Below are 19,144 nucleotides of genomic sequence, written 5' to 3'. Positions count from 1 at the left end.
CGGACTGCCTCCTTACGCCGGCCTCCATGGTCACTCACGATGGTCCCCGTTACAAGTCGTGCACCAAGGTGCGTATGAAGAACGGGGTAGCCATGTCGGCCGTGATCGAGAACAGCCCGTCACCGACGCCGGTGACATCCCGAGGGCCGTACTCCCGCTGGACGTCTCTCGCCGTGCTGTGCGCCGGCACGCTGATGACGATCCTCGACGGCAACATCGTCACGGTGGCGATGCCCGCCATCCAGGGCGATCTCGGGTTCAGCGGGCCGGGTCTCGCCTGGGTGGTCAACGCCTATCTGATCGCTTTCGGCGGGCTGCTCCTGCTGATGGGCCGGCTCGGCGACCTGGTGGGCCGCAAGCGGATGTTCACCACCGGGCTGGCGGTCTTCACCACGGCATCGGTGCTGGCCGGGCTGGCCACGAGTCAGGGGCTGCTGATCGCGGCACGGGCGCTGCAGGGGGCCGGCGGGGCGATGGCCTCCGCGGTGGTCCTCGGCATGCTGGTCGCGCTCTTCCCCGAGCCACGTGAACAGGCCCGCGCCATCGCGGCGTTCAGCGCGGTGGGCGCGGCCGGCGGGGCGCTCGGCACCTTCCTCGGCGGCGCGCTGACGCAGGCCCTGAACTGGCACTGGATCTTCCTGATCAACCTGCCGATCGGGGTGGCCGCCTGGCTCGCGGCGGTGCGGGTGCTGGCGCCGGAGCGCGGCGCCGGGCTCGGCAGGGGCGCCGACTACCCGGGGGCCGCGCTGGTCACGGGCGCGCTGATGCTCACGGTGTACGTCATCGTGGGCACCGGTGACCGCGCGCCGGCCGGCACCGCACTGCTCGCGCTTCTCGCCCTCGCCCTGTTCGCGGCGTTCACCCTGCGCCAGGTCCGGGCGGCCCGCCCGCTGCTGCGGCCCCGCCTGTTCCGCTCCCGGCTGCTGACCGGCGCCAACGCGGTGCAGGTACTGATGATCGCCACGATGTACGGCTTCCAGTTCATCGGCGCGCTGTATCTGCAGAAGGTGCTGGGCTACGGCGAGCTGGCGACCGGCACCGCGTTCCTGCCGGCGCCGATCGCCATCGGGCTGCTGATGCTGGGCCTGTCCGCGCGGACGGTGGCCCGGTACGGCGCGTACCGGGTGCTGCTGGCCGGTCTGGCGCTGATCGTCGCCGGTATGGCCCTGCTGAGCCGCGCACCGGTCCACGCCTCCTACGCCGGCGACGTGCTGCCGGCGCTGCTGCTGCTCTCCGCCGGGTTCGCCGCTGCGATGCCGGCGCTGACCGGGCTCGCGATGTCAGGGGCGCGGGAGGAGGACGCGGGACTGGCGTCCGGGCTGTTCAACACCACGCAGGTGGTGGGCGGTTCGCTGGGCCTGGCGGTGCTGAGCACGCTGGCGGCGAGCCGCACCGGCGGTCTGCTGGAGGCGGGCGCGGAGCAGATCCCGGCCACGGCGGAGGGCTACCGGCTGGCGTTCCGGGTGGCGACCGGGATCGCGGTGGCCGCGCTGGTCCTGGCGGGAGCGGTGCTGCGGCCGCGGAACCGGTGAGGCCGGCGGCGCTCGGCCGACCGCCGGCCCGCGGTCGGCTCCGCCCTGTCGCCGGGCGTTCAGCCCGCCCGAAGGCCTCCTTGTGGTCCTCGGCCCACTCCCGGAAACTCCGGGCCGGCCGGCCGAGCACGTCCGGGACGTCCTCGGTGACCACGGCGTTGCCGCCGTCGCGGACGAACGCGACGGCGGTCAGGATGCCGTCCGCCCGCTCCTCGTCGAAACCCCAGGCGGTGCGGAGGAATTGGCGGGTCTGCTCCGGCGACAGGTCCCGGACCGGGACCGGGCGGCCCAGGACATCGGCGAGCACGGCGGTCTGCCCGGGGACGCTGACCGCCTCGGGCCCGGTCAGAGTGTAGGTCCGCCCCGCGTGCCCCGCGTCGACGAGCGCCCGGACGGCGACCGCCGCCACATCGCGCGGATCGATCACGCCCGACGCCCCGTCCCCGGTCATGTTGGGCACCGGCTCGCCCGCCCGGAGCGGCTCCGCCCAGCTCAGCGCGTTGGAGGCGAACGACGACGGCCGCAGCACCGTCCACTCGGCGCCGCTGTCGCGCACGGCACGCTCGCCGTCCAGGTGCCACAGCCCGGAGGGGCCGACCGCGGGATCGCCGGTGCCGATGGCGGAGAGCTTCACCAGCCGTCGTACGCCCGCCACGCCGGCCGCCTCGACCAGCGCCGCGTCCTGGCCCTCGTCGGCGCCGGGCGGACGGAGCAGGAAGGCGGCCGTCACCCCCTCCAGCGCGGCCTCCAGGGACGCCGGTTCGCGGAAGTCCCCGCGCGCCACCTCCACCCCGGCGGGCACCCGCGCCGTCACCGGGTCGCGGGTGAGGGCACGCACCTTCTCCCCGCGCGCGGCCAGCTGTCGTACGACGTCACTTCCGATGGTGCCCGTGGCACCCGTCACCAGAATCATGAGGTCCACGATGGGCCGGATGCGGGGCCGGTCTCTTGGAAATTCCGGCACGACCGGCCCGCCCGGACGGGGGTTGCGGGCGCTTACGGTGGAAGGGTGCCGAACACCACCGCCTGGCAGACCCCCAGCACGCCCGACGTTCTGCGCCCGTGGCTCGCCGGGGTGCGGACCGTGTCCTTCGCCGAGCCGCCCGAGGAGGCGTTCGTCCATCTGCCCGACGCGGTGACCAAGGTGGTGCTGCGCGTGACGGCGGACGGACGGCGGGACGTGCTGGCCGTGGGGCCACGGGTGCGGGCCTCCTACCACCGGGGCAAGACCCGCGTCTCCTGCGTGGAGCTGCGCCTCGCCCCGGGTACGGCCCGGCCGCTGCTGGGTGTTCCGGCCGCCGCGCTGGTCGGCCGGGTCGTGTCGCTGGACCAGCTGCCGGACGGGGCGGCGCGCCGGCTCGCGCGCGAGATGCGCCGGCTGGACCCGCGGGAGGCGCTGCCGCCGCTCGCCGAGGTGCTGCCCGGCCTGCTGTCCGACGCCGTGGATCCGGCCCGGACGGAGCTGCTCCGGGCCGGTGTGGCGGCGTTGTCGGTGCGCCTGGACCGGGCGCCCGCGCAGGTCCGGGACGTCGCCCGGGAACTGGCCGTCAGCGAGCGCCAGTTGCGGAACCTGTTCGCCGAGGGCGTCGGGGTCTCCCCCAAGCACTACGCCCGCATCGACCGCGTCCGTACGGTCGTCACCCGGGCCGGGACCGCCCGCTGGGCCGAACTCGCCACAGCCACCGGTTACTTCGACCAGTCCCACATGACGTCCGACTTCCGCGCCCTGATGGGGGTGCCGCCCAAGTCGTACGTCACCGGCCGACTGCCCGCGGTCACGCCGTGCCAGGTGGGCCCGCGCACCTGAACCGGAATTCGGATGCGCGGCTGCCGCCGCCCCTGCCATGCTGCGGGGCCATGTCCGTACGAAGCGTCAGGCCCAGCCGCTGCATCTCCGTCGACATCGAGGCCGACGGGCCGATCCCGGGGCCGTACTCCATGCTGAGCATCGGCGCGGCCGTGGCCGGCACGCAGGACGCCGGCGGCTTCACCCCGGCGGACCCGGAAGAGCAGACCTTCTACCGCGAACTGCGCCCGATCTCGGGCGAGTTCGTGCCCGAGGCGCTGGCGGTGAGCGGCCTGGACCGGGACCGGTTGACGACGGAGGGTGCCGAACCGGCGGTCGCGCTCGCCGAGTTCAGCGCCTGGGTGCGGGAGGTGAGCGCGGGGGCTCAGCCGGTGATGTGCGGGTATCCGGCGTCGTACGACTGGACGTTCCTGTACTGGTACCTGATCCGGTTCACCGGGGAGAGTCCCTTCGGGCACTCCGGCTGCCTGGACATGAAGACGCTGTACGCCACCAAGGCCGGGCTGCCGCTGCGGGCGGTGGCCAAGGGCACGATGCCACGCCATCTGCTGTCCCGGCGCCGGCACACACACCATGCCCTGGACGACGCGATCGAACAGGCGGAGCTGCTGGCGAACCTCATGGCGTGGCCGGGTCCGGGGCCTGACGCGTCGGCACCGCGATCTGGTTGAAGCCGTAGTACAGGGCGAGCAGGCCGTGCGCGGCCAGGGTCAGGGGCGCGGAGACGAAGGCGAGGGCCACCGTCAGGGGGTAGCCGAGGGAGCCGAGGGCGAAACGGGCGCGGGTCGCACGGGCCGCCGTGGTGTCCACGCGTGCGTCGAAGAGGTGGCCGGTGCGGGTGAGGTGCCACCACAGGGCCTGGAAGGTGAGGGCCATGGCGACCATGATCAGGCTGTACACGGCGGCCGCCACGTGCGAGGCGCCGTCCTCGCGCAGGTACTCGGCGAGCATGGCCGTCGGCCACGGCACCGCGGCCACCACCATCAGGAGCAGCAGGTTGAGGAACATCAGCGGGCGGTCGACCCGGGCGACGTAGCTGAACACCTGGTGGTGGTTGACCCACATGATCCCGATGACCAGGAAGCTGACCACATAGGCGGCGTACGACGGCCACTGCGCGCCCAGCGCGTGCCACAGGCCGCCGGGTTCACCCGCCTTCGGGACCTTGATCTCCAGGATGAGCAGGGTGATGGCGATGGCGAACACGCCGTCGCTGAAGGCCTCGACCCGGCCGGACTCGTTCATGGCCCAAGACTGCCGCACGCCGCCGTGCAGGGCACGCCAATCGCCGTGCCCCGCAGGGGTGTTCAGTGGGCGGGCGAGAGTTCCTGCCCCGCCTCCATCGGGTGCGTGACGTCCTCGGCCTCGTTGCCCCTGCCGATGTGGTTGAACAGGAGGTTGAGGACGACGGCCGTCACACAGCCGGTGGAGATGCCGGAGTCCAGGACGATCTTCGCGGTGTCCGGGAAGGCGTGGTAGAAGTCCGGCGCGGTGATCGGGACGAGGCCGACCGCGAGGGAGACGGCGACGATGAGGACGTTGTTGTCCTTCTCCAGGCCGGCCCGGACCAGGGTCTGGATGCCGCTCGCGGCGACCGAGCCGAACAGGACGACGCCGGCGCCGCCGAGGACCGGACGGGGTACGACCGCGATGAGAGAGGCGGCCATCGGGCACAGGCCCATCAGCACGAGGAAGCCTCCGCCCACGGCGACGACGAATCGGCTGCGGATCCTCGTCATCGCGACGAGGCCGATGTTCTGGGCGAAGGCGCTGCACATGAAGCCGTTGAACAGCGGGCTGAGCGCGGAGCCGAGGGTGTCGGCGCGCAGGCCCGCCGCGATGGTCTTCTCGTCCGCGGGGCGTTCGACGATCTCGCCGAGCGCCAGCATGTCGGCGGTGGACTCCGTCATGGAGACGACCATCACCACGCACATCGACAGGATCGCCGCGATGTGGAAGGTGGGGGCGCCGAAGTGGAAGGGGGTCGGGAAGCCCACGACGTCGGCGTGGACGACCGGGCCGAAGTCGGTGGCGCCGAAGGGTATCGCGATGAGCGTGCCGATGATCAGGCCGAGCAGGACCGCGATCTGCTTGACGAAGCCGCGGGTGAAGCGGCGCATCAACAGCACGATGAGGAGGGTGACACCGGCCAGGGCGAGGTTGGTCGTCGAGCCGTAGTCGTGCGCGGCGGGGTTCGGTCCCTGGGCCCAGCCGAACGCGACCGGGAGCAGGGAGACGCCGATCAGGGTGATGACCGAGCCGGTGACGACGGGCGGGAAGAAGCGGACGGCCTTGCTGAAGAAGGGGGCCCCGATGAAGCCGAGGAGGCCGGCGACGATGACCGCGCCGAAGATCATCGGCAGGGCGTCGGACTTGTCCTTCGCGGACGCCACGATCGCCGTCATGGGGGCGACGCCGGCGAAGGTCACACCGTTGACGAAGGGCAGGCGGGCGCCGATCTTCCAGAAGCCGAGGGTCTGCAGGAAGGTGGCGAGCCCGGCGGTGAACAGACAGGCTCCGGTGAGGAAGGTGAGGTCTTTGCCGGACAGCCCTACGGCCGCGCCGACGATCAGGGGTGGGGCGACGACTCCCGCGTACATGGCGGCCACGTGCTGCAGGCCGCTGGTCGCCATTTTGATGGCGGGGAGTTTCTCGTCAACAGGATGGGCGGCCACGGCGGCTCCTCCGGTCGGGTAACACGTCGTCGTCGACGTGGGTCGACGTGGGTTTCATGGAGGTGGTGCGTGTGGTCGTGCGGGACCGTGACGGGGTGGCGCTTGAGCGGTTCGAGCGGTGACCGTCCGGGGCGCGTGCGTTCACACGCGCCCCGGACGGCTGCCGTGGACCCCGCTCGGGTCCACGGACCCCGGCCGGGAGCCGTCCCTCCCGACCGGAGCGTTCCGACGAGCCGGCCCCAGGGGCCGACCGCCGCGTCCTCCGGCACGCCGCCCGTACCGGGCAACCTGCCAAGTCCTCCGGCACGCCGCCCGCGCAGGGCGACCTGCCAAGTCCTCCGGCAGACCGGCCACATGGCCCGACCTGCCAAGTCCTCCGGCGAACGCCCCGTAAGAGGCGACCGCCAAGTCTTCTGGCGGGCCGCCCGCGAGAGGCGACCGCCGTGTTGTCCGGCAGGCCGGGCGCGGGGTCCGACCTGCCTGGTGCTCCGGCGACGGGCCCTTGCGGGTCAGCCGACGAGGCCGGCGGCAAGCCGGCCGTGGGGCCGATTGCCGGGACCTTGGGCGGACCGCCCGTACGAGGCGACCGCCAAGTCTTCTGGCGGGCCGCCCGCGAGAGGCGACCGCCGTGTTGTCCGGCAGGCCGGGCGCGGGGTCCGACCTGCCTGGTGCTCCGGCGACGGGCCCTTGCGGGTCAGCCGACGGGGCCGGCGGCAAGCCGGCCGTGGGGCCGGTTGCCGGGACCTTGGGCGGACCGCCCGTACGAGGCGACCGCCAGGTTTGTCGGCGGGCCGCTGGGGGCGGTCGCCGAGGGTTCGGCGTGCCCCGCTGCGGGCGGTTCGCCGAGGGTGTCGGGTGGGCCGGGCGTTGGCGGGGCCGGCCCACCGGCGGGTGGGTGGGGATCAGGCCTGGGCGGTGATCCGGGCGAGGCGCTGGGCCTCCTCGCGGGTGGTGCGGGCGATGACGTCCTCGTCGACGGTGGTCAGGCGGCCGCCCGCGACGATCTGCTCGCCGTTGACGAAGGACGCGGTGACCGGGGCCGCCGCGCCGAAGACCAGCGCGGTCACCGGGTCGGCGATGGAGGCGTGGGCGAGGGTGTCCATCTTCCACAGCACCACGTCGGCCAGCTTGCCCGGCTCCAGCGAGCCGATCTGCTCGGCCCGGCCGAGGACCTGCGCGCCGCCGTAGGTGCCGAGCCGCAGCGCCTGACGGGCGTTCAGCGCGGCCTCGCGGTGCGCGCCGAGCCGGTTGATCAGCAGGGCGTTGCGCAGCTCGGTGTGGAGTTCGCCGGACTCGTTGGAGGCGGTGCCGTCGACGCCGAGGCCGACCGGGACGCCGGCCGCCAGCATGTCGGGCACCCGGGCGATGCCGGCGGCGAGGCGGGCGTTGGACGACGGGCAGTGGGCCACACCGGTCTTCGTCCGGGCGAACGCGGCGATGTCGGAGTCGTTCATGTGGACGCAGTGCGCCATCCACACGTCCGCACCGAGCCAGCCCGTGGACTCGAAGTAGTCCGTCGGGCCCATGCCGAACAACTCGTGGCAGAACTTCTCCTCCTCCACGGTCTCCGAGCCGTGGGTGTGCAGCCGTACCCCCAGCCGACGCGCCAACTCGGCGCCCTGCTTGAGGAGTTCGGTCGACACCGAGAACGGCGAGCAGGGGGCCACGGCCACCTGGGTCATGGCGTCGAAGGAGGCGTCGTGGTGCTTCTTCACCGTCTCCTCGGTCGCCGCCAGCGCACCCTCCAGCGTCTCCACGGCGAAGTCCGGCGGCAGGCCGCCGTCCTTGACGCTGCGGTCCATCGAGCCGCGGGCCAGCGTGAACCGGACGCCCATCTCGGCGGCGGCCCGGATGATCGAGCCGGACAGGTCACCGGAGCCGTGCGGGAAGACGTAGTGGTGGTCCATGGCGGTGGTGACACCGCCGCGGGCCATCATGGCGAGGGAACCCTGCGCGGACGCGTACGTCATCTGCTCGTCGATGCGCGCCCAGGTCGGGTAGAGCGCGACGAGCCAGTTGAACAGGTTGTGGTCGGTGGCGAGGCCCCGGGTGATCCACTGGTAGAAGTGGTGGTGGGTGTTGACCAGACCGGGCGTGGCCAGATGGCCGCTCGCGTCGATCCGGCGCACCACGTTCTCGAGACCCTCGGGGGCCCGGCCCGCGCCGACCGACTCGATGCGGTTGCCGGCGAGAACCAGGTGTCCGGAGGCGTACTCGGTGTCGCCCGCGTCCACGGTCGCGATCGCGCAGTTCTCGATGACGATGCGCTGGGCTGCCGATGGTGCCATGGTGCTTCCTCGTCTTTCAGTGGCGGGCCGTGGACGGGGAGGAGTCCACAGGGTGGGCACGGCAGGACCCTAGGAGGATTTGAGTGCCGGAGCCGGTTGGCGGCTCCGGGTGCCGAGGTGATGGAAGAACAGGTTCAGCAGAACGGCGACGAGCGCGCCCGCGCTGATGCCGGAGCCGAGCACGGTCTGCGCCCAGGCCGGGAAGCCGGCGTAGAAGGTGGGCGCGGCGAGCGGGATGACGCCGGCGCCGAGCGCCACGGCGACCAGGATGATGTTGGAGCTGTCGTCCAGGCCCGCCTCGGACAGCGTACGGATGCCGCTGACGGCGATGGAACCGAAGAGCACGATGCCCGCGCCGCCGAGCACCGGCATGGGGACCAGGGAGACGACCGCGCCGAGCACCGGGAAGGCGCCGAGGACCAGCAGGGCGCCGCCGGCGACGGCGACGACGTAGCGGCTGCGCACCCGGGTGAGCGAGACGACGCCGACGTTCTGGGCGAAGGCCGAGGTGGGGAAGCCCCCGAAGACGGGGCCGAGCAGGGTGGCGATGCCGTCGGTGCGCAGGCCCCGGGTGATGGTCCTCGCGTCGGTGCGGCGCTCGCAGATCTCGCCGAGGGCGAGCATGCCGGCGCTGGACTCGGTCATCAGCACCAGCATCACGATGCACAGCGACAGGATCGCCGCGGGCTGGAACTCGGGCGGGCCGAAGGCGAAGGGCGCGGGCAGGGCGGCGACGGGGGCGGATCGAAGGGCGCTGAAGTCGGCCATGCCGAAGGGGATCGCCGCCAGGGTGCCGATGAGCAGCCCGAACAGCAGCGCGACCTGCTTGACGAAGCCGCGCCCGAAGCGCTGGATGAGCAGGATCACGGCGAGGGTGAACCCGGCGAGCGCGAGGTGCTTCATGGACCCGAAGTCGGCGGCGTTCTTGTCGCCGCCCTGCGCCCAGCTCACCGGGACCGGCATCAGCGTGACGCCGATCAGGGTGATGACGACGCCGGTGACCAGCGGCGGGAAGAAGCGCAGCAGCCGTCCGAAGAACGGGCCGACGGCCAGGCAGAAGACGCCGGCGACCATCACCGCGCCGTAGACGGCGGGGAGTTGGTGGCCCTTGGCGTTGGTCTCGGCGATCGCGAGGATCGGGGCGATGCCGGCGGAGGAGGCGGCGTTGACGAAGGGCAGCCGGTTGCCGACGAGGCCCTTGACGCCGATGGTCTGCAGGAGGGTCGCGACGCCCGCGATCAGCAGGCTCGCGGCGATCAGCCGGGTCCGGGCCGCGAGGTCGAGTCCGCAGGCCTGGCCGATGATGAGCGCAGGAGTGACGACGCCTGCGTACATGGCGGCGATGTGCTGGAGCGCGGCGGGGACGAGCCGCGTCGGGTGAAGCCTTTCGTCCACCGGGTGCACGGACGTGACGGCGTCGGACGTGACGGCGTTCCCGGAGTGCACCGGCGGGGTGGAGCACGGGGCGTGGGCCGGCCCCTTCGCAGGCTGTGCCATTTCGTTCCCTCCGGTGTGGCGTGTCCCCGGCCCGGTGGGCGGGTCCGGGGACACGCGTCCCGCGTCAGAGGTTGGTCGAGTCGACCGGGATCTGCGGCTCACAGCCGTCCCGGAGGATGGTCGCCTCGATCAGGCCGTAGGGCCGGTCGGCGGCGAAGTAGACCTCGTTGTCGTTCTTGAGCCCGAAGGGCTCCAGGTCGACCAGGAAGTGGTGCTTGTTCGGCAGCGAGAAGCGGACCTCGTCGATCTCGCTGCGGTTGTTGATGATGCGCGAGCCCATCTGGTACAGCGTCTGCTGCAGGGAGAGGGAGTAGGTCTCGGCGAAGGCGTGCAGCATGTGCTTCTTGACCTGCTCGTAGGACTTCTCCCAGTTGGGCATCTTCTGCTCGTCGTCGGTCCAGTTGAACCGCCAGCGGCCGGAGACCGAGGTCGCGAGGATCCGGTCGTAGGCCTCCTGGAGCGTCGTGTACTTGTCCTTGATGTAGCCCCAGAACTCGGAGTTGGTCGAGTTCATCACCGTCAGGTCCTTCAGACCGGAGATGACCTCCCACTTCTCACCGTCGTAGGTGATCTGGGTGAGGCGGGTCTCCTGGCCCTTCTTGACGAAGGAGTGCTTGACCTCGTCCGCGCCGATGAACTTCGAGTTGGCGTCGGAGGTCTCGATCCGCTCCCAGGCGTACTCCTCGATGCGGATGCGCGCCCGGTGGATCACCTCCTGCGAGGTGACGAAGTGACGGGCGAGGTGGATGCCGAACTGCTCGGCGGACTCGATGCCGTGTTCCTTGGCCTTCGCGAACACCGTGTTCTTGGTGGTGTCGGTGGGCAGGACGTGGGCGTTGGAGCCCGAGTAGTGCACGTCGTCCATGTCGCCGCTCAGGGCGACGGAGACGTTGAGGTCCTTGATGTGGTGGGTGGCGCCGTCCCGCGTGATCTTTACGACTCGGTTCTCGGCCTTGCCGTACTGGTTCTGTCCCAGGATCGTGGGCATGTTTCTGCTAGCTCCCTCGGTAAACGGAGTAGCCGAACGGGTTGAGCAGCAGCGGTACGTGGTAGTGCTCGCCCGGTACGACGGCGAACGTGATCGCCACCTCCGGGAAGAACACGGCCGGTCCGCTGTCCCGATTCGCGGGGGCGTCCTGCTGCGCATCGGCTTGCTTGTTCTCGAACTGCAAGAAATACGCCTCGACCGCGAAGTCGAGCCGTACGTGTGTGGTCCCCTCCGGCAGTGCGGGCAGGTCCTTGCACCGGCCGTCGGCGTCGGTCGCGCTGCCGCCGAGCGCCTGCCAGTCCGCATCGCGCCCGGAGCGAGCGCTGAGCCGGACGGCGACGCCCTCGGCGGGGCGGCCGATCGAGGTGTCCAGGATGTGAGTGGACACGGAGGCGGTGGTGCTGGTGCTCATGGTGTCAGGCGTCCTCTTCGACGAGTCGGGCCAGTCGGATGCGGTTGATCTTGCCCAGCTCGGTGCGGACGATCTCCCGCTCCTGCTCCGGCGCGTTGCCGATCCGCTCCTTGACCGCGTCGCGCATCTGCTCTCCGGTCCGGCCGGTGGCGCAGATCAGGAACACATGGCCGAACTTCTCCTGGTAGGCCAGGTTGAGTTCGAGCATCTCGGCCTTGAGTTCCTCGGAGGCGCCGGCCATGCCGCGCTGTTCGCGGGCGGAGGCCGGGTCCCCGGGCTTGGGGCGCCCGATCGGCGGGTGCCCGGCCATCGCCTCTTCCAGGTCGGCCGTGGCCAGCTCGGCCATGGCGGCGTCGCTGGCGGCATAGAGGTCGTCGGCGGTGGCGTAGGGGCGGGCGGCGAGCAGTCGCCGGGCCCACTCCGTGGAGGCACACGCCTCGTGGAGGGCGGCGAGGGCCGCGCGCTCCTCCAGGTCGTTGAACCGGGCCAGGCCCGGGGGCGTGGAAATCGACGTCACGGGAGCCTCCGTGGCCGCGATGGGCCTTCGTGCTGAACGGGCTGCCGATAGCTAACGCTCCCGGAAACGCCACGTCAACACTTTGTTGAAAAATCCGCGTAACAAGCCGGACGGGTCCGGGGGCGGCCCCGCACCCCGGCACTCCCCCGGTCAGGCACCCTTGTCCCGGTTGAGGTAGTTGTAGACCGTGAAGCGGCTGACGCCGAGCGCGCCCGCCACGGTCTCCACGCCGTGCCGTACGGCGAAGGCGCCCCGCGCCTCCAGCGTACGCACGATCTCCTGTTTGGCCCTGCGGTCCAGGTCGGCCAGCGGCCGGCCCTGCCGGCGCTCCATGGCGGCCAGGATGTGGTCGAGGGAGTCGGCGAGCTGGGGCAGGCGTACGGCGACGACGTCGACGCCCTCCCAGGCGAGGACGACGTCCTCGGGGCCGGCCTCGTCCGGCGGGATCATCTGCCCGCCCATGGCGTCGATCAGCGGCTTCACCGCCGCGATGAAGGGCTCGTCCCCGCTCACCTATCGCCCTCCCCGATCCCGTCGTCGATCACGCTGACCTGGAGCGAGATCCGGGTGGCCCCGGCCTCCAGGCTCTTGCGCAGCAGCGCGTCCACGGCGGTGAGTACGCGGTCCGCGCCGCCCTCGGCCGTGTTGCCGAACGGGCCGACGTCGACGGCGTCCAGTTCGGCGGTCTCGATGACCTCCCGTGCCACCAGGGCGTGCGCGGGCGCCTCGTCCAGGTCGAAGGGTTCGGTCGTGAACTCCACTCTCAATCGCACGCGCACAACCTAACGCGCGGCACGGGTTTTGGGGCGGTCGCGAGAGGACCAGGGCCGTACGGCCATCCGGGCCCCCTTGACAAGCACCGACACACGACGGCAATCTTCCATTAAGCAGAAACGAACTTCCGTAATACGGAATCTCGACCCAACGGAAGGGAGCGCGGCCCGAATGGGATTCGCAGACCAGCGCTTCAACGTCAACCTGTCGATCCTCTTCACGGAACTCCCGCTCCTGGAGCGTCCCGCGGCCGCCGCCGCGGCGGGCTTCACGGCGGTCGAGCTGTGGTGGCCCTGGGTCGACTCCCCCACCCCCGAGCAGCCCGAGCTCGACGCCCTGAAGAAGGCGATCGAGGACGCGGGCGTCCAGCTCACGGGCCTGAACTTCTACGCCGGGCAGCTGCCGGGCCCGGACCGCGGCGCACTGTCGATCCCGGGTGAGGAATCGGAGAGGTTCCGCGCCAACATCGACGTGGCCATCGCCTTCGCCCGGTCCCTCGGCTGCACGACGTTCAACGCCCTGTACGGCAACCGCGTCGACGGTGTGGACCCGGCCGAGCAGGACGCGCTCGCCCTGGAGAACCTGGTCCTCGCGGCCCGGGCCGTCGGCCAGGTCGGCGGGACCGTCCTGATCGAGGCCCTCAACCAGCCCGAGTCGCCGAAGTGCCCGATCGTGAGCGCGCCCAAGGCGATCGAGATCGTGGACAAGGTCAACGAGGCGACGGGCCTCGGAAACGCGAAGTTCCTCATGGACCTGTACCACCTGTCCATGAACGGCGAGGACCTGCCCTCGGTCATCGAGCGGTACGCGGCGAAGACCGGCCACGTCCAGATCGCCGACAACCCCGGCCGCGGCGCCCCCGGGACGGGTTCACTCCCGCTGGAGGAGCTGCTCGACCAGCTCAAGAAGGCCGGTTACGACGGCTGGGTCGGCCTGGAGTACAAGGCCGGCGACCGCCCGAGCGCCGAGGTCTTCGACTGGCTCCCGCGCGAAGCGCGCGCGGCGCGCTGAACCCCCCGACTTTGCAGAGCAGTTAGAGAGGCACCCCTAGTCATGAGCACTCTTCCCAAGATCGCGTGGATCGGCCTCGGCATCATGGGCTCCCCCATGTCGGAGAACCTGATCAAGGCGGGATACAGCGTCACCGGCTTCACCCTGGAGCAGGACAAGCTGGACCGCCTGGCCGCCGCCGGCGGCACCGCGGCCGCCTCCATCGCCGAGGCCGTGCGCGACGCCGACGTGGTCATCACCATGGTGCCCGCCTCCCCGCAGGTCGAGGCCATCGCCTACGGCCCGGACGGCATCCTGGAGAACGCCAAGCAGGGCGCCCTGCTGATCGACATGTCCTCGATCACCCCGCAGACCTCCGTGGACCTCGCGAGGGCCGCCAAGGACAAGGGCATCCGGGTGCTGGACGCCCCGGTGTCCGGCGGTGAGGCCGGCGCCGTCGAGGCCGTGCTGTCGATCATGGTCGGCGGCGAGCAGGCCGACTTCGACCAGGCCAGGCCGATCTTCGAGGCACTCGGCAGGACCATCGTGCTGTGCGGCCCGCACGGCTCCGGCCAGACCGTGAAGGCGGCCAACCAGCTGATCGTCGCCGTGAACATCCAGGCGTGCGCCGAGGCCGTGGTCTTCCTGGAGAAGTCGGGCGTGGACCTCGCGGCCGCGCTGGACGTCCTCAACGGCGGCCTGGCCGGCTCGACCGTGCTGACCCGCAAGAAGGACAACTTCCTGAACCGCGACTTCAAGCCGGGCTTCCGCATCGACCTGCACCACAAGGACATGGGCATCGTCACCGACGCCGCCCGCAACGTCGGCGCCGCCCTGCCGGTCGGCGCCGTGGTCGCCCAGCTGGTCGCCTCGCTGCGCGCCCAGGGTGACGGCGGCCTGGACCACTCGGCCCTGCTGCGGGCGGTCGAGCGCCTCTCCGGCGCTCAGCTGTAGAGACTTCCGGGCCGCGGCGCCGCTGACACCTGTCCTGTCGCGCCCAGGCGGCGCCGCGGCCCGGAATCACCTTCAACAAATTGTTGACGCTCAGACCGCCCACTCTTAGGCTCCACAAAGCGGAAATTGATTTCCGCTGACACTCGCACGGAAGGTCCACGATGTCGAAGCGCGTGCTCACGGCGCGAACTCTCACCACGGAGTCCGGCGCCCCGGTCGCAGACAACCAGAATTCCGCCTCCGCCGGCGTCGGCGGCCCGCTCCTGATCCAGGACCAGCACCTCCTGGAGAAGCTCGCGCGCTTCAACCGCGAGCGCATCCCGGAGCGCGTGGTGCACGCCCGTGGCTCCGGCGCGTACGGCCACTTCGAGGTGACCGACGACGTCACCGGCTTCACCCACGCCGACTTCCTGAGCGCGATCGGCAAGCGCACCGAGGTGTTCGTGCGCTTCTCCACGGTCGCCGACTCCCTCGGCGGCGCGGACGCCGTCCGTGACCCGCGCGGCTTCGCGGTGAAGTTCTACACCGAGGAGGGCAACTACGACCTCGTCGGCAACAACACCCCGGTGTTCTTCATCAAGGACCCGATCAAGTTCCCCGACTTCATCCACTCGCAGAAGCGCGACCCGTTCACGGGCCGTCAGGAGCCGGACAACGTCTGGGACTTCTGGGCGCACGCCCCCGAGGCCACGCACCAGGTGACCTGGCTGATGGGCGACCGCGGCATCCCGGCGTCGTACCGGCACATGAACGGCTACGGCTCGCACACCTACCAGTGGACGAACGCCGACGGCGAGGCCTTCTTCGTCAAGTACCACTTCAAGACGAACCAGGGCATCCGCAGCCTGTCCTCCGAGCAGGCCGCGGAGCTCGCGGGCACGGACCCGAACTCCCACCAGACGGACCTGCTGCAGGCCATCGAGCGGGGCGTGCACCCGTCCTGGACCCTGTACGTCCAGCTGATGCCGGCGGCCGAGGCGGCGGACTACCGCTTCAACCCCTTCGACCTGACCAAGGTGTGGCCGCACAAGGACTACCCGCTGCAGCGCGTGGGCCGGCTGGTGCTGGACCGCAACCCGGACAACGTCTTCGCCGAGGTCGAGCAGGCCGCGTTCTCCCCGAACAACTTCGTGCCGGGCGTCGGTCCCTCCCCCGACAAGATGCTCCAGGGCCGGCTGTTCGCCTACGCGGACGCGCACCGCTACCGCCTGGGCGTCAACCACACCCTGCTGCCCGTCAACTCCCCGAAGGCGGTCCCGGGCGGCGCCCGGAACTACGGCCGCGACGGCTACATGGCGCTCAACGCCCAGGGCCGGGGTGCGAAGAACTACGAGCCGAACTCCTACGACGGCCCGGTGGAGACCGGCCGCCCCCTGTCCGCCCCGCTGGCGGTGTCGGGCCACACGGGCAACCACTCCGCGCCGCTGCACACCAAGGACGACGACTTCTACCAGGCGGGCGAGCTGTACCGCCTGATGTCCGCGGAGGAGAAGTCCCGCCTGATCGCGAACATCGCCGGCGGCCTCTCGCAGGTCTCCCGCGACGACGTGATCGAGAAGAACCTGGCCCACTTCCACGCCGCCGACCCCGAGTACGGCAAGCGCGTGGAGGAGGCGGTCCGCGCCCTGCGCGAGGACTGAGACCAGTAACCCGCAAGCAGCGTGCGGGACCTGACGGGAGGTCAGGGTCCCCGTACGCGGCCCGCGCGGCACGCCGGACGGCCCGGATGAGGGGTGGCCGTACGGCGGTGGGCGCGGGCAGGGCGAGGACCGTGGCGGAGTGCGAGCCAGTGCGGTGGTGAAGGACCGGGTCCCCTTCTCGACCAGAGGGAAGGGCCCCGGCTCCGTCGCACCCACCACGGTCCCACCCAGCCCCCTCACGGGGGCTCCCCGACCCCGTCCGGCGGCGCGAACGACCTGTCGCGCCCAGCCTCGCGCCGTCGGACGGCCATCACGCAGAACGCTCCCTACGCCGACTCGATCCCTCCGGCGGGGGAGCGTTCGGCGTTGTGGGCGCTTCTCCGCACACCCGCCCGTCAGCCGGAACGGCTCTCCCGAAGTCTCCGCCGTACAGGTGCTGGACGCTGTCGACGATCCCGCCGGGCGGCTTGGTCAGGCCGGAGGACTGCAGCGAGAGCAGCGCGGTGCGCGCCGTGGCCACCGCTGTCCGGCTGGTCATCGGCATCCCGCCGTCGCCCCGCCGCACAACGACGGCCCTCCACGGGCCGCGACCGGCGTGCGAGAACGCACCCCGCGTCGCACGCTGAAGCCATGGGCAATCCGACGCACTACCCGCACATCGTGGTCCACTCCCCGGCGCTGGACGGCTCCCGGCGGGTCACCGAGGGGGAGGTGACCCTGGGGATCGCCTCGCATCTGGACGATGTCGTGGAGATCCTGCGGCTGGCCGATCTGGACCGGATCGAGGTGGAGGAGAGCGATCTCATCGAGTGGCAGGGCGGTGGGCCCGACGACTGGCCGGGACTGTCGGAACACGAGCTGTAGCGGCTGGTGTACGGCAGCGGTCGTAGGCGGGCTACGCCATCCTCAAATCAACCTCTGAACACCACGGCTGAGGCTTCAACTGCCCCCGCGGTCGGGCAGATTAGGGGCACAGGGACCCGCCGGCACGGGGGCGGCGGGCCCCATCACGGGGGACACAACGGGGACACACGGGGGATGGCACGGGGGACGCGGAAGGGCGGCCCGTCCTGAGGACGGGCCGCCCTTCGTGTGCGTGGCCGTGGGGTCGGACCTGATCAGACCTTCAGCGGCTTGATCGACGTCGGCGCGTGGCCCGGCTCGGTGGCCAGCTCCTCGAACTCGGAGATGTCGCTGATGTCCATGGTGCGGCTCATCGAGATGTTGGTGATCCGCTCCAGGATCGCCTCGACGACGACCGGCACCCGGTACTCCGCGGCCAGCTTCTTCGCCTGCTCGAACGCCGCGCCCAGCTGGTCCGGCTCGCTGACCCGGATCGCCTTGCAGCCCAGGCCCTCGGCGACCTTGACGTGATCGACGCCGTAGACGCCGATCTCGGGCGTGTTGATGTTCTCGAACTCCAGGTTGACCTGGAAGTTGATGTCCAGGCCGATCTGCGCCTGCCGGATCAGGCCCAGGTAGGCGTTGTTCACCAGCACGTGGACGTACGGGATCCGGTGCTGGGCGGCGACCGCCAGCTCCTCGATCAGGAACTGGAAGTCGTAGTCGCCGGAGAGGGCGACCACCGGGGAGTCCGGGTCGGCCTTGGCGACGCCGATCGCGGCCGGGATGGTCCAGCCGAGCGGGCCGGCCTGGCCGCAGTTGATCCAGTGCCGCGGCTTGTAGACGTGCAGCATCTGCGCGCCGGCGATCTGGGAGAGGCCGATGGTGGTGACGTACCGGGTGTCCGGGCCGAAGGCCTTGTTCATCTCCTCGTACACGCGCTGCGGCTTCATGGGCACGTTGTCGAAGTGCGTACGGCGCAGCAAGGACGCCTTGCGCTCCTGGGTGGAGGCCACCCATTCGGCGCGGTCGGGGAGCTTGCCCTCGGCCTTCAGCTCCTTCGCGACCTCCACGAACAGCTCCAGCGCCGCCTTGGCGTCGGAGACGACACCGTAGTCCGGCGGGAAGATCTTGCCGATCTGGGTGGGCTCGATGTCGACGTGGACGAACTTGCGGTCGCCGCGGTAGACGTCGAGCTTGTAGCCGGTGTGGCGGTTGGCCCAGCGGTTGCCGATGCCGAGGACGAAGTCGGACTCCAGGAAGTTCGCGTTGCCGTAGCGGTGCGAGGTCTGGACGCCGACCATGCCGGCGTTCAGCTCGTGGTCGTCGGGCAGCGCGCCCCAGCCCATCAGGGTGGGGATGACCGGGGTCCGGGTCAGCTCAGCGAACTCCACCAGCAGGTCGGCCGCGTCGGCGCCGAGGATGCCGCCGCCCGCGACGATCACGGGGCGCTCGGACGCCAGGAGGAAGGAGATCGCCTTCTCGATCTGGGCGCGGGTCGCGGCCGGCTTGTAGACGGGCAGCGGCTCGTACGTCTCCGGGTCGAACTCGATCTCGGTGAGCTGGACGTCGATCGGCAGGTCGATCAGGACAGGGCCGGGACGGCCGGAGCGCATCAGGTGGAAGGCCTGCTGGAAGACGCCGGGGACCTGCGCCGCCTCCAGGACGGTGACCGCCATCTTCGTGACCGGCTTGGCGATCGAGGCGATGTCGACGGCCTGGAAGTCCTCCTTGTGGATCACGTGGGTGGGCGCCTGGCCCGTGATGCACAGGATCGGGACGGAGTCGCCGATGGCCGAGTACAGGCCGGTGATCATGTCGGTGCCGGCCGGGCCGGAGGTGCCGATGCAGACGCCGATGTTGCCCGGCTTGGTGCGGGTGTACCCCTCGGCCATGTGCGAGGCGCCCTCGACATGGCGCGCGAGGGTGTGGTGGATGCCACCGCCCTCCTTGAGGGCCTTGTAGAAGGGGTTGATCGCCGCGCCCGGCACACCGAAGGCGTCGGTGACGCCCTCGCGCTTGAGGATCTCAACTGCCGCGCGGGCAGCGGTCATACGAGCCATCGAGTACTCCTGCTTCGGCTTCTCGGATGCGTACTCCCGTCGCGCCCCGCGGTGAGCACAGTCTCCAGTGATCCAACTTCCGCGAACTTTTCCGTATCGCGGAACTTAACTTCTACTATCTGGAATCAATGTAGAAGCGCACGCCAACCGTCGTCAAGAGAGGC

At 70.9% G+C, this 19,144-nt stretch carries 17 protein-coding genes and 1 pseudogene; 7 read left to right on the top strand and 11 right to left on the bottom strand.

The window, feature by feature from the left end:
* Positions 1-92: 92 nt before the first annotated feature.
* Positions 93-1,532: an MFS transporter gene (locus tag SRB17_RS33460; protein WP_153544195.1), complete on the top strand. Its 1,440-nt coding sequence runs from the start codon at positions 93-95 to the stop codon at positions 1,530-1,532.
* A gap of 436 nt (positions 1,533-1,968) precedes the next feature.
* Here the strand turns inward: SRB17_RS33460 and SRB17_RS48245 are convergent.
* Positions 1,969-2,445 (bottom strand): annotated as a pseudogene (locus SRB17_RS48245) (SDR family oxidoreductase); the annotation flags it as partial.
* 96 nt (positions 2,446-2,541) lie between these two features.
* On the opposite strand from SRB17_RS48245, the gene SRB17_RS33450 reads away from it, so the two are divergent.
* Positions 2,542-3,339: a helix-turn-helix domain-containing protein gene (locus SRB17_RS33450; protein ID WP_323376610.1), complete on the top strand. Its 798-nt coding sequence runs from the start codon at positions 2,542-2,544 to the stop codon at positions 3,337-3,339.
* Positions 3,340-3,389: 50 nt separating this feature from the next.
* On the top strand, positions 3,390-4,010 hold the full coding sequence (locus SRB17_RS33445; protein ID WP_153543937.1) for a 3'-5' exoribonuclease domain-containing protein: 621 nt from the start codon (positions 3,390-3,392) through the stop codon (positions 4,008-4,010).
* Here the strand turns inward: SRB17_RS33445 and SRB17_RS33440 are convergent.
* The 9 genes from SRB17_RS33440 to SRB17_RS33400 form a co-directional block, all read right to left on the bottom strand.
* Positions 3,958-4,584 carry a TMEM175 family protein gene (locus tag SRB17_RS33440; RefSeq protein ID WP_153543935.1) on the bottom strand — a complete coding sequence of 209 codons (627 nt, stop codon included), beginning with the start codon at positions 4,582-4,584 and terminating at the stop codon, positions 3,958-3,960. The two genes, SRB17_RS33445 and SRB17_RS33440, sit on opposite strands and share 53 nt — an antisense overlap.
* A 62-nt stretch (positions 4,585-4,646) precedes the next feature.
* Entirely contained in the window at positions 4,647-6,014 is a 1,368-nt protein-coding gene (locus SRB17_RS33435; RefSeq protein ID WP_323376609.1) for a nucleobase:cation symporter-2 family protein, read from the bottom strand.
* A 902-nt stretch (positions 6,015-6,916) separates the two neighbouring features.
* A complete protein-coding gene (locus SRB17_RS33430) occupies positions 6,917-8,302 on the bottom strand; it encodes an 8-oxoguanine deaminase (RefSeq protein ID WP_153543933.1) in 1,386 nt (461 codons plus the stop codon).
* A 69-nt stretch (positions 8,303-8,371) separates the two neighbouring features.
* On the bottom strand, positions 8,372-9,799 hold the full coding sequence (locus SRB17_RS33425) for a nucleobase:cation symporter-2 family protein (RefSeq protein WP_153543931.1): 1,428 nt from the start codon (positions 9,797-9,799) through the stop codon (positions 8,372-8,374).
* A gap of 64 nt (positions 9,800-9,863) precedes the next feature.
* The gene (pucL, locus tag SRB17_RS33420) at positions 9,864-10,787 is read right to left on the bottom strand and encodes a factor-independent urate hydroxylase (RefSeq protein ID WP_153543929.1); all 924 of its coding nucleotides are present in this window, start codon (positions 10,785-10,787) and stop codon (positions 9,864-9,866) included.
* A gap of 7 nt (positions 10,788-10,794) precedes the next feature.
* Positions 10,795-11,199: a hydroxyisourate hydrolase gene (uraH, locus tag SRB17_RS33415; RefSeq protein WP_153543927.1), complete on the bottom strand. Its 405-nt coding sequence runs from the start codon at positions 11,197-11,199 to the stop codon at positions 10,795-10,797.
* A 4-nt stretch (positions 11,200-11,203) separates the two neighbouring features.
* Positions 11,204-11,716 (bottom strand): 2-oxo-4-hydroxy-4-carboxy-5-ureidoimidazoline decarboxylase, encoded by a 513-nt coding sequence (gene uraD, locus SRB17_RS33410; RefSeq protein WP_323376608.1) that lies wholly within the window; start codon positions 11,714-11,716, stop codon positions 11,204-11,206.
* A 150-nt stretch (positions 11,717-11,866) separates the two neighbouring features.
* Positions 11,867-12,178, bottom strand: coding sequence for a helix-turn-helix domain-containing protein (locus SRB17_RS33405; protein WP_153544187.1), 312 nt, complete (start codon positions 12,176-12,178; stop codon positions 11,867-11,869).
* A gap of 47 nt (positions 12,179-12,225) precedes the next feature.
* Positions 12,226-12,489, bottom strand: coding sequence for a hypothetical protein (locus SRB17_RS33400; protein ID WP_323376607.1), 264 nt, complete (start codon positions 12,487-12,489; stop codon positions 12,226-12,228).
* Positions 12,490-12,661: 172 nt separating this feature from the next.
* Here SRB17_RS33400 and SRB17_RS33395 point away from each other — a divergent pair, with 172 nt between their 5' ends.
* The 4 genes from SRB17_RS33395 (at position 12,662) to SRB17_RS33380 (ending at position 16,938) form a co-directional block, all read left to right on the top strand.
* Positions 12,662-13,501 (top strand): TIM barrel protein, encoded by an 840-nt coding sequence (locus SRB17_RS33395; protein ID WP_153543925.1) that lies wholly within the window; start codon positions 12,662-12,664, stop codon positions 13,499-13,501.
* A gap of 42 nt (positions 13,502-13,543) precedes the next feature.
* Entirely contained in the window at positions 13,544-14,434 is an 891-nt protein-coding gene (locus SRB17_RS33390; RefSeq protein WP_153543923.1) for a 2-hydroxy-3-oxopropionate reductase, read from the top strand.
* Between the two features lie 161 nt (positions 14,435-14,595).
* Positions 14,596-16,074 (top strand): catalase, encoded by a 1,479-nt coding sequence (locus SRB17_RS33385; RefSeq protein WP_153543921.1) that lies wholly within the window; start codon positions 14,596-14,598, stop codon positions 16,072-16,074.
* Between the two features lie 630 nt (positions 16,075-16,704).
* On the top strand, positions 16,705-16,938 hold the full coding sequence (locus SRB17_RS33380) for a hypothetical protein (RefSeq protein ID WP_153543919.1): 234 nt from the start codon (positions 16,705-16,707) through the stop codon (positions 16,936-16,938).
* A gap of 254 nt (positions 16,939-17,192) precedes the next feature.
* On the opposite strand, the gene gcl is transcribed toward SRB17_RS33380, so the two are convergent.
* The gene (gene gcl / locus SRB17_RS33375) at positions 17,193-18,980 is read right to left on the bottom strand and encodes a glyoxylate carboligase (protein ID WP_153543917.1); all 1,788 of its coding nucleotides are present in this window, start codon (positions 18,978-18,980) and stop codon (positions 17,193-17,195) included.
* Positions 18,981-19,144 lie beyond the last annotated feature (164 nt).

The organism is Streptomyces sp. RB17, from assembly GCF_009604455.1.
GTDB lineage: Bacteria > Actinomycetota > Actinomycetes > Streptomycetales > Streptomycetaceae > Streptomyces.
Note: the sequence above shows the minus strand (reverse complement) of the source record. Positions and strands in the feature narration are given on the sequence as shown.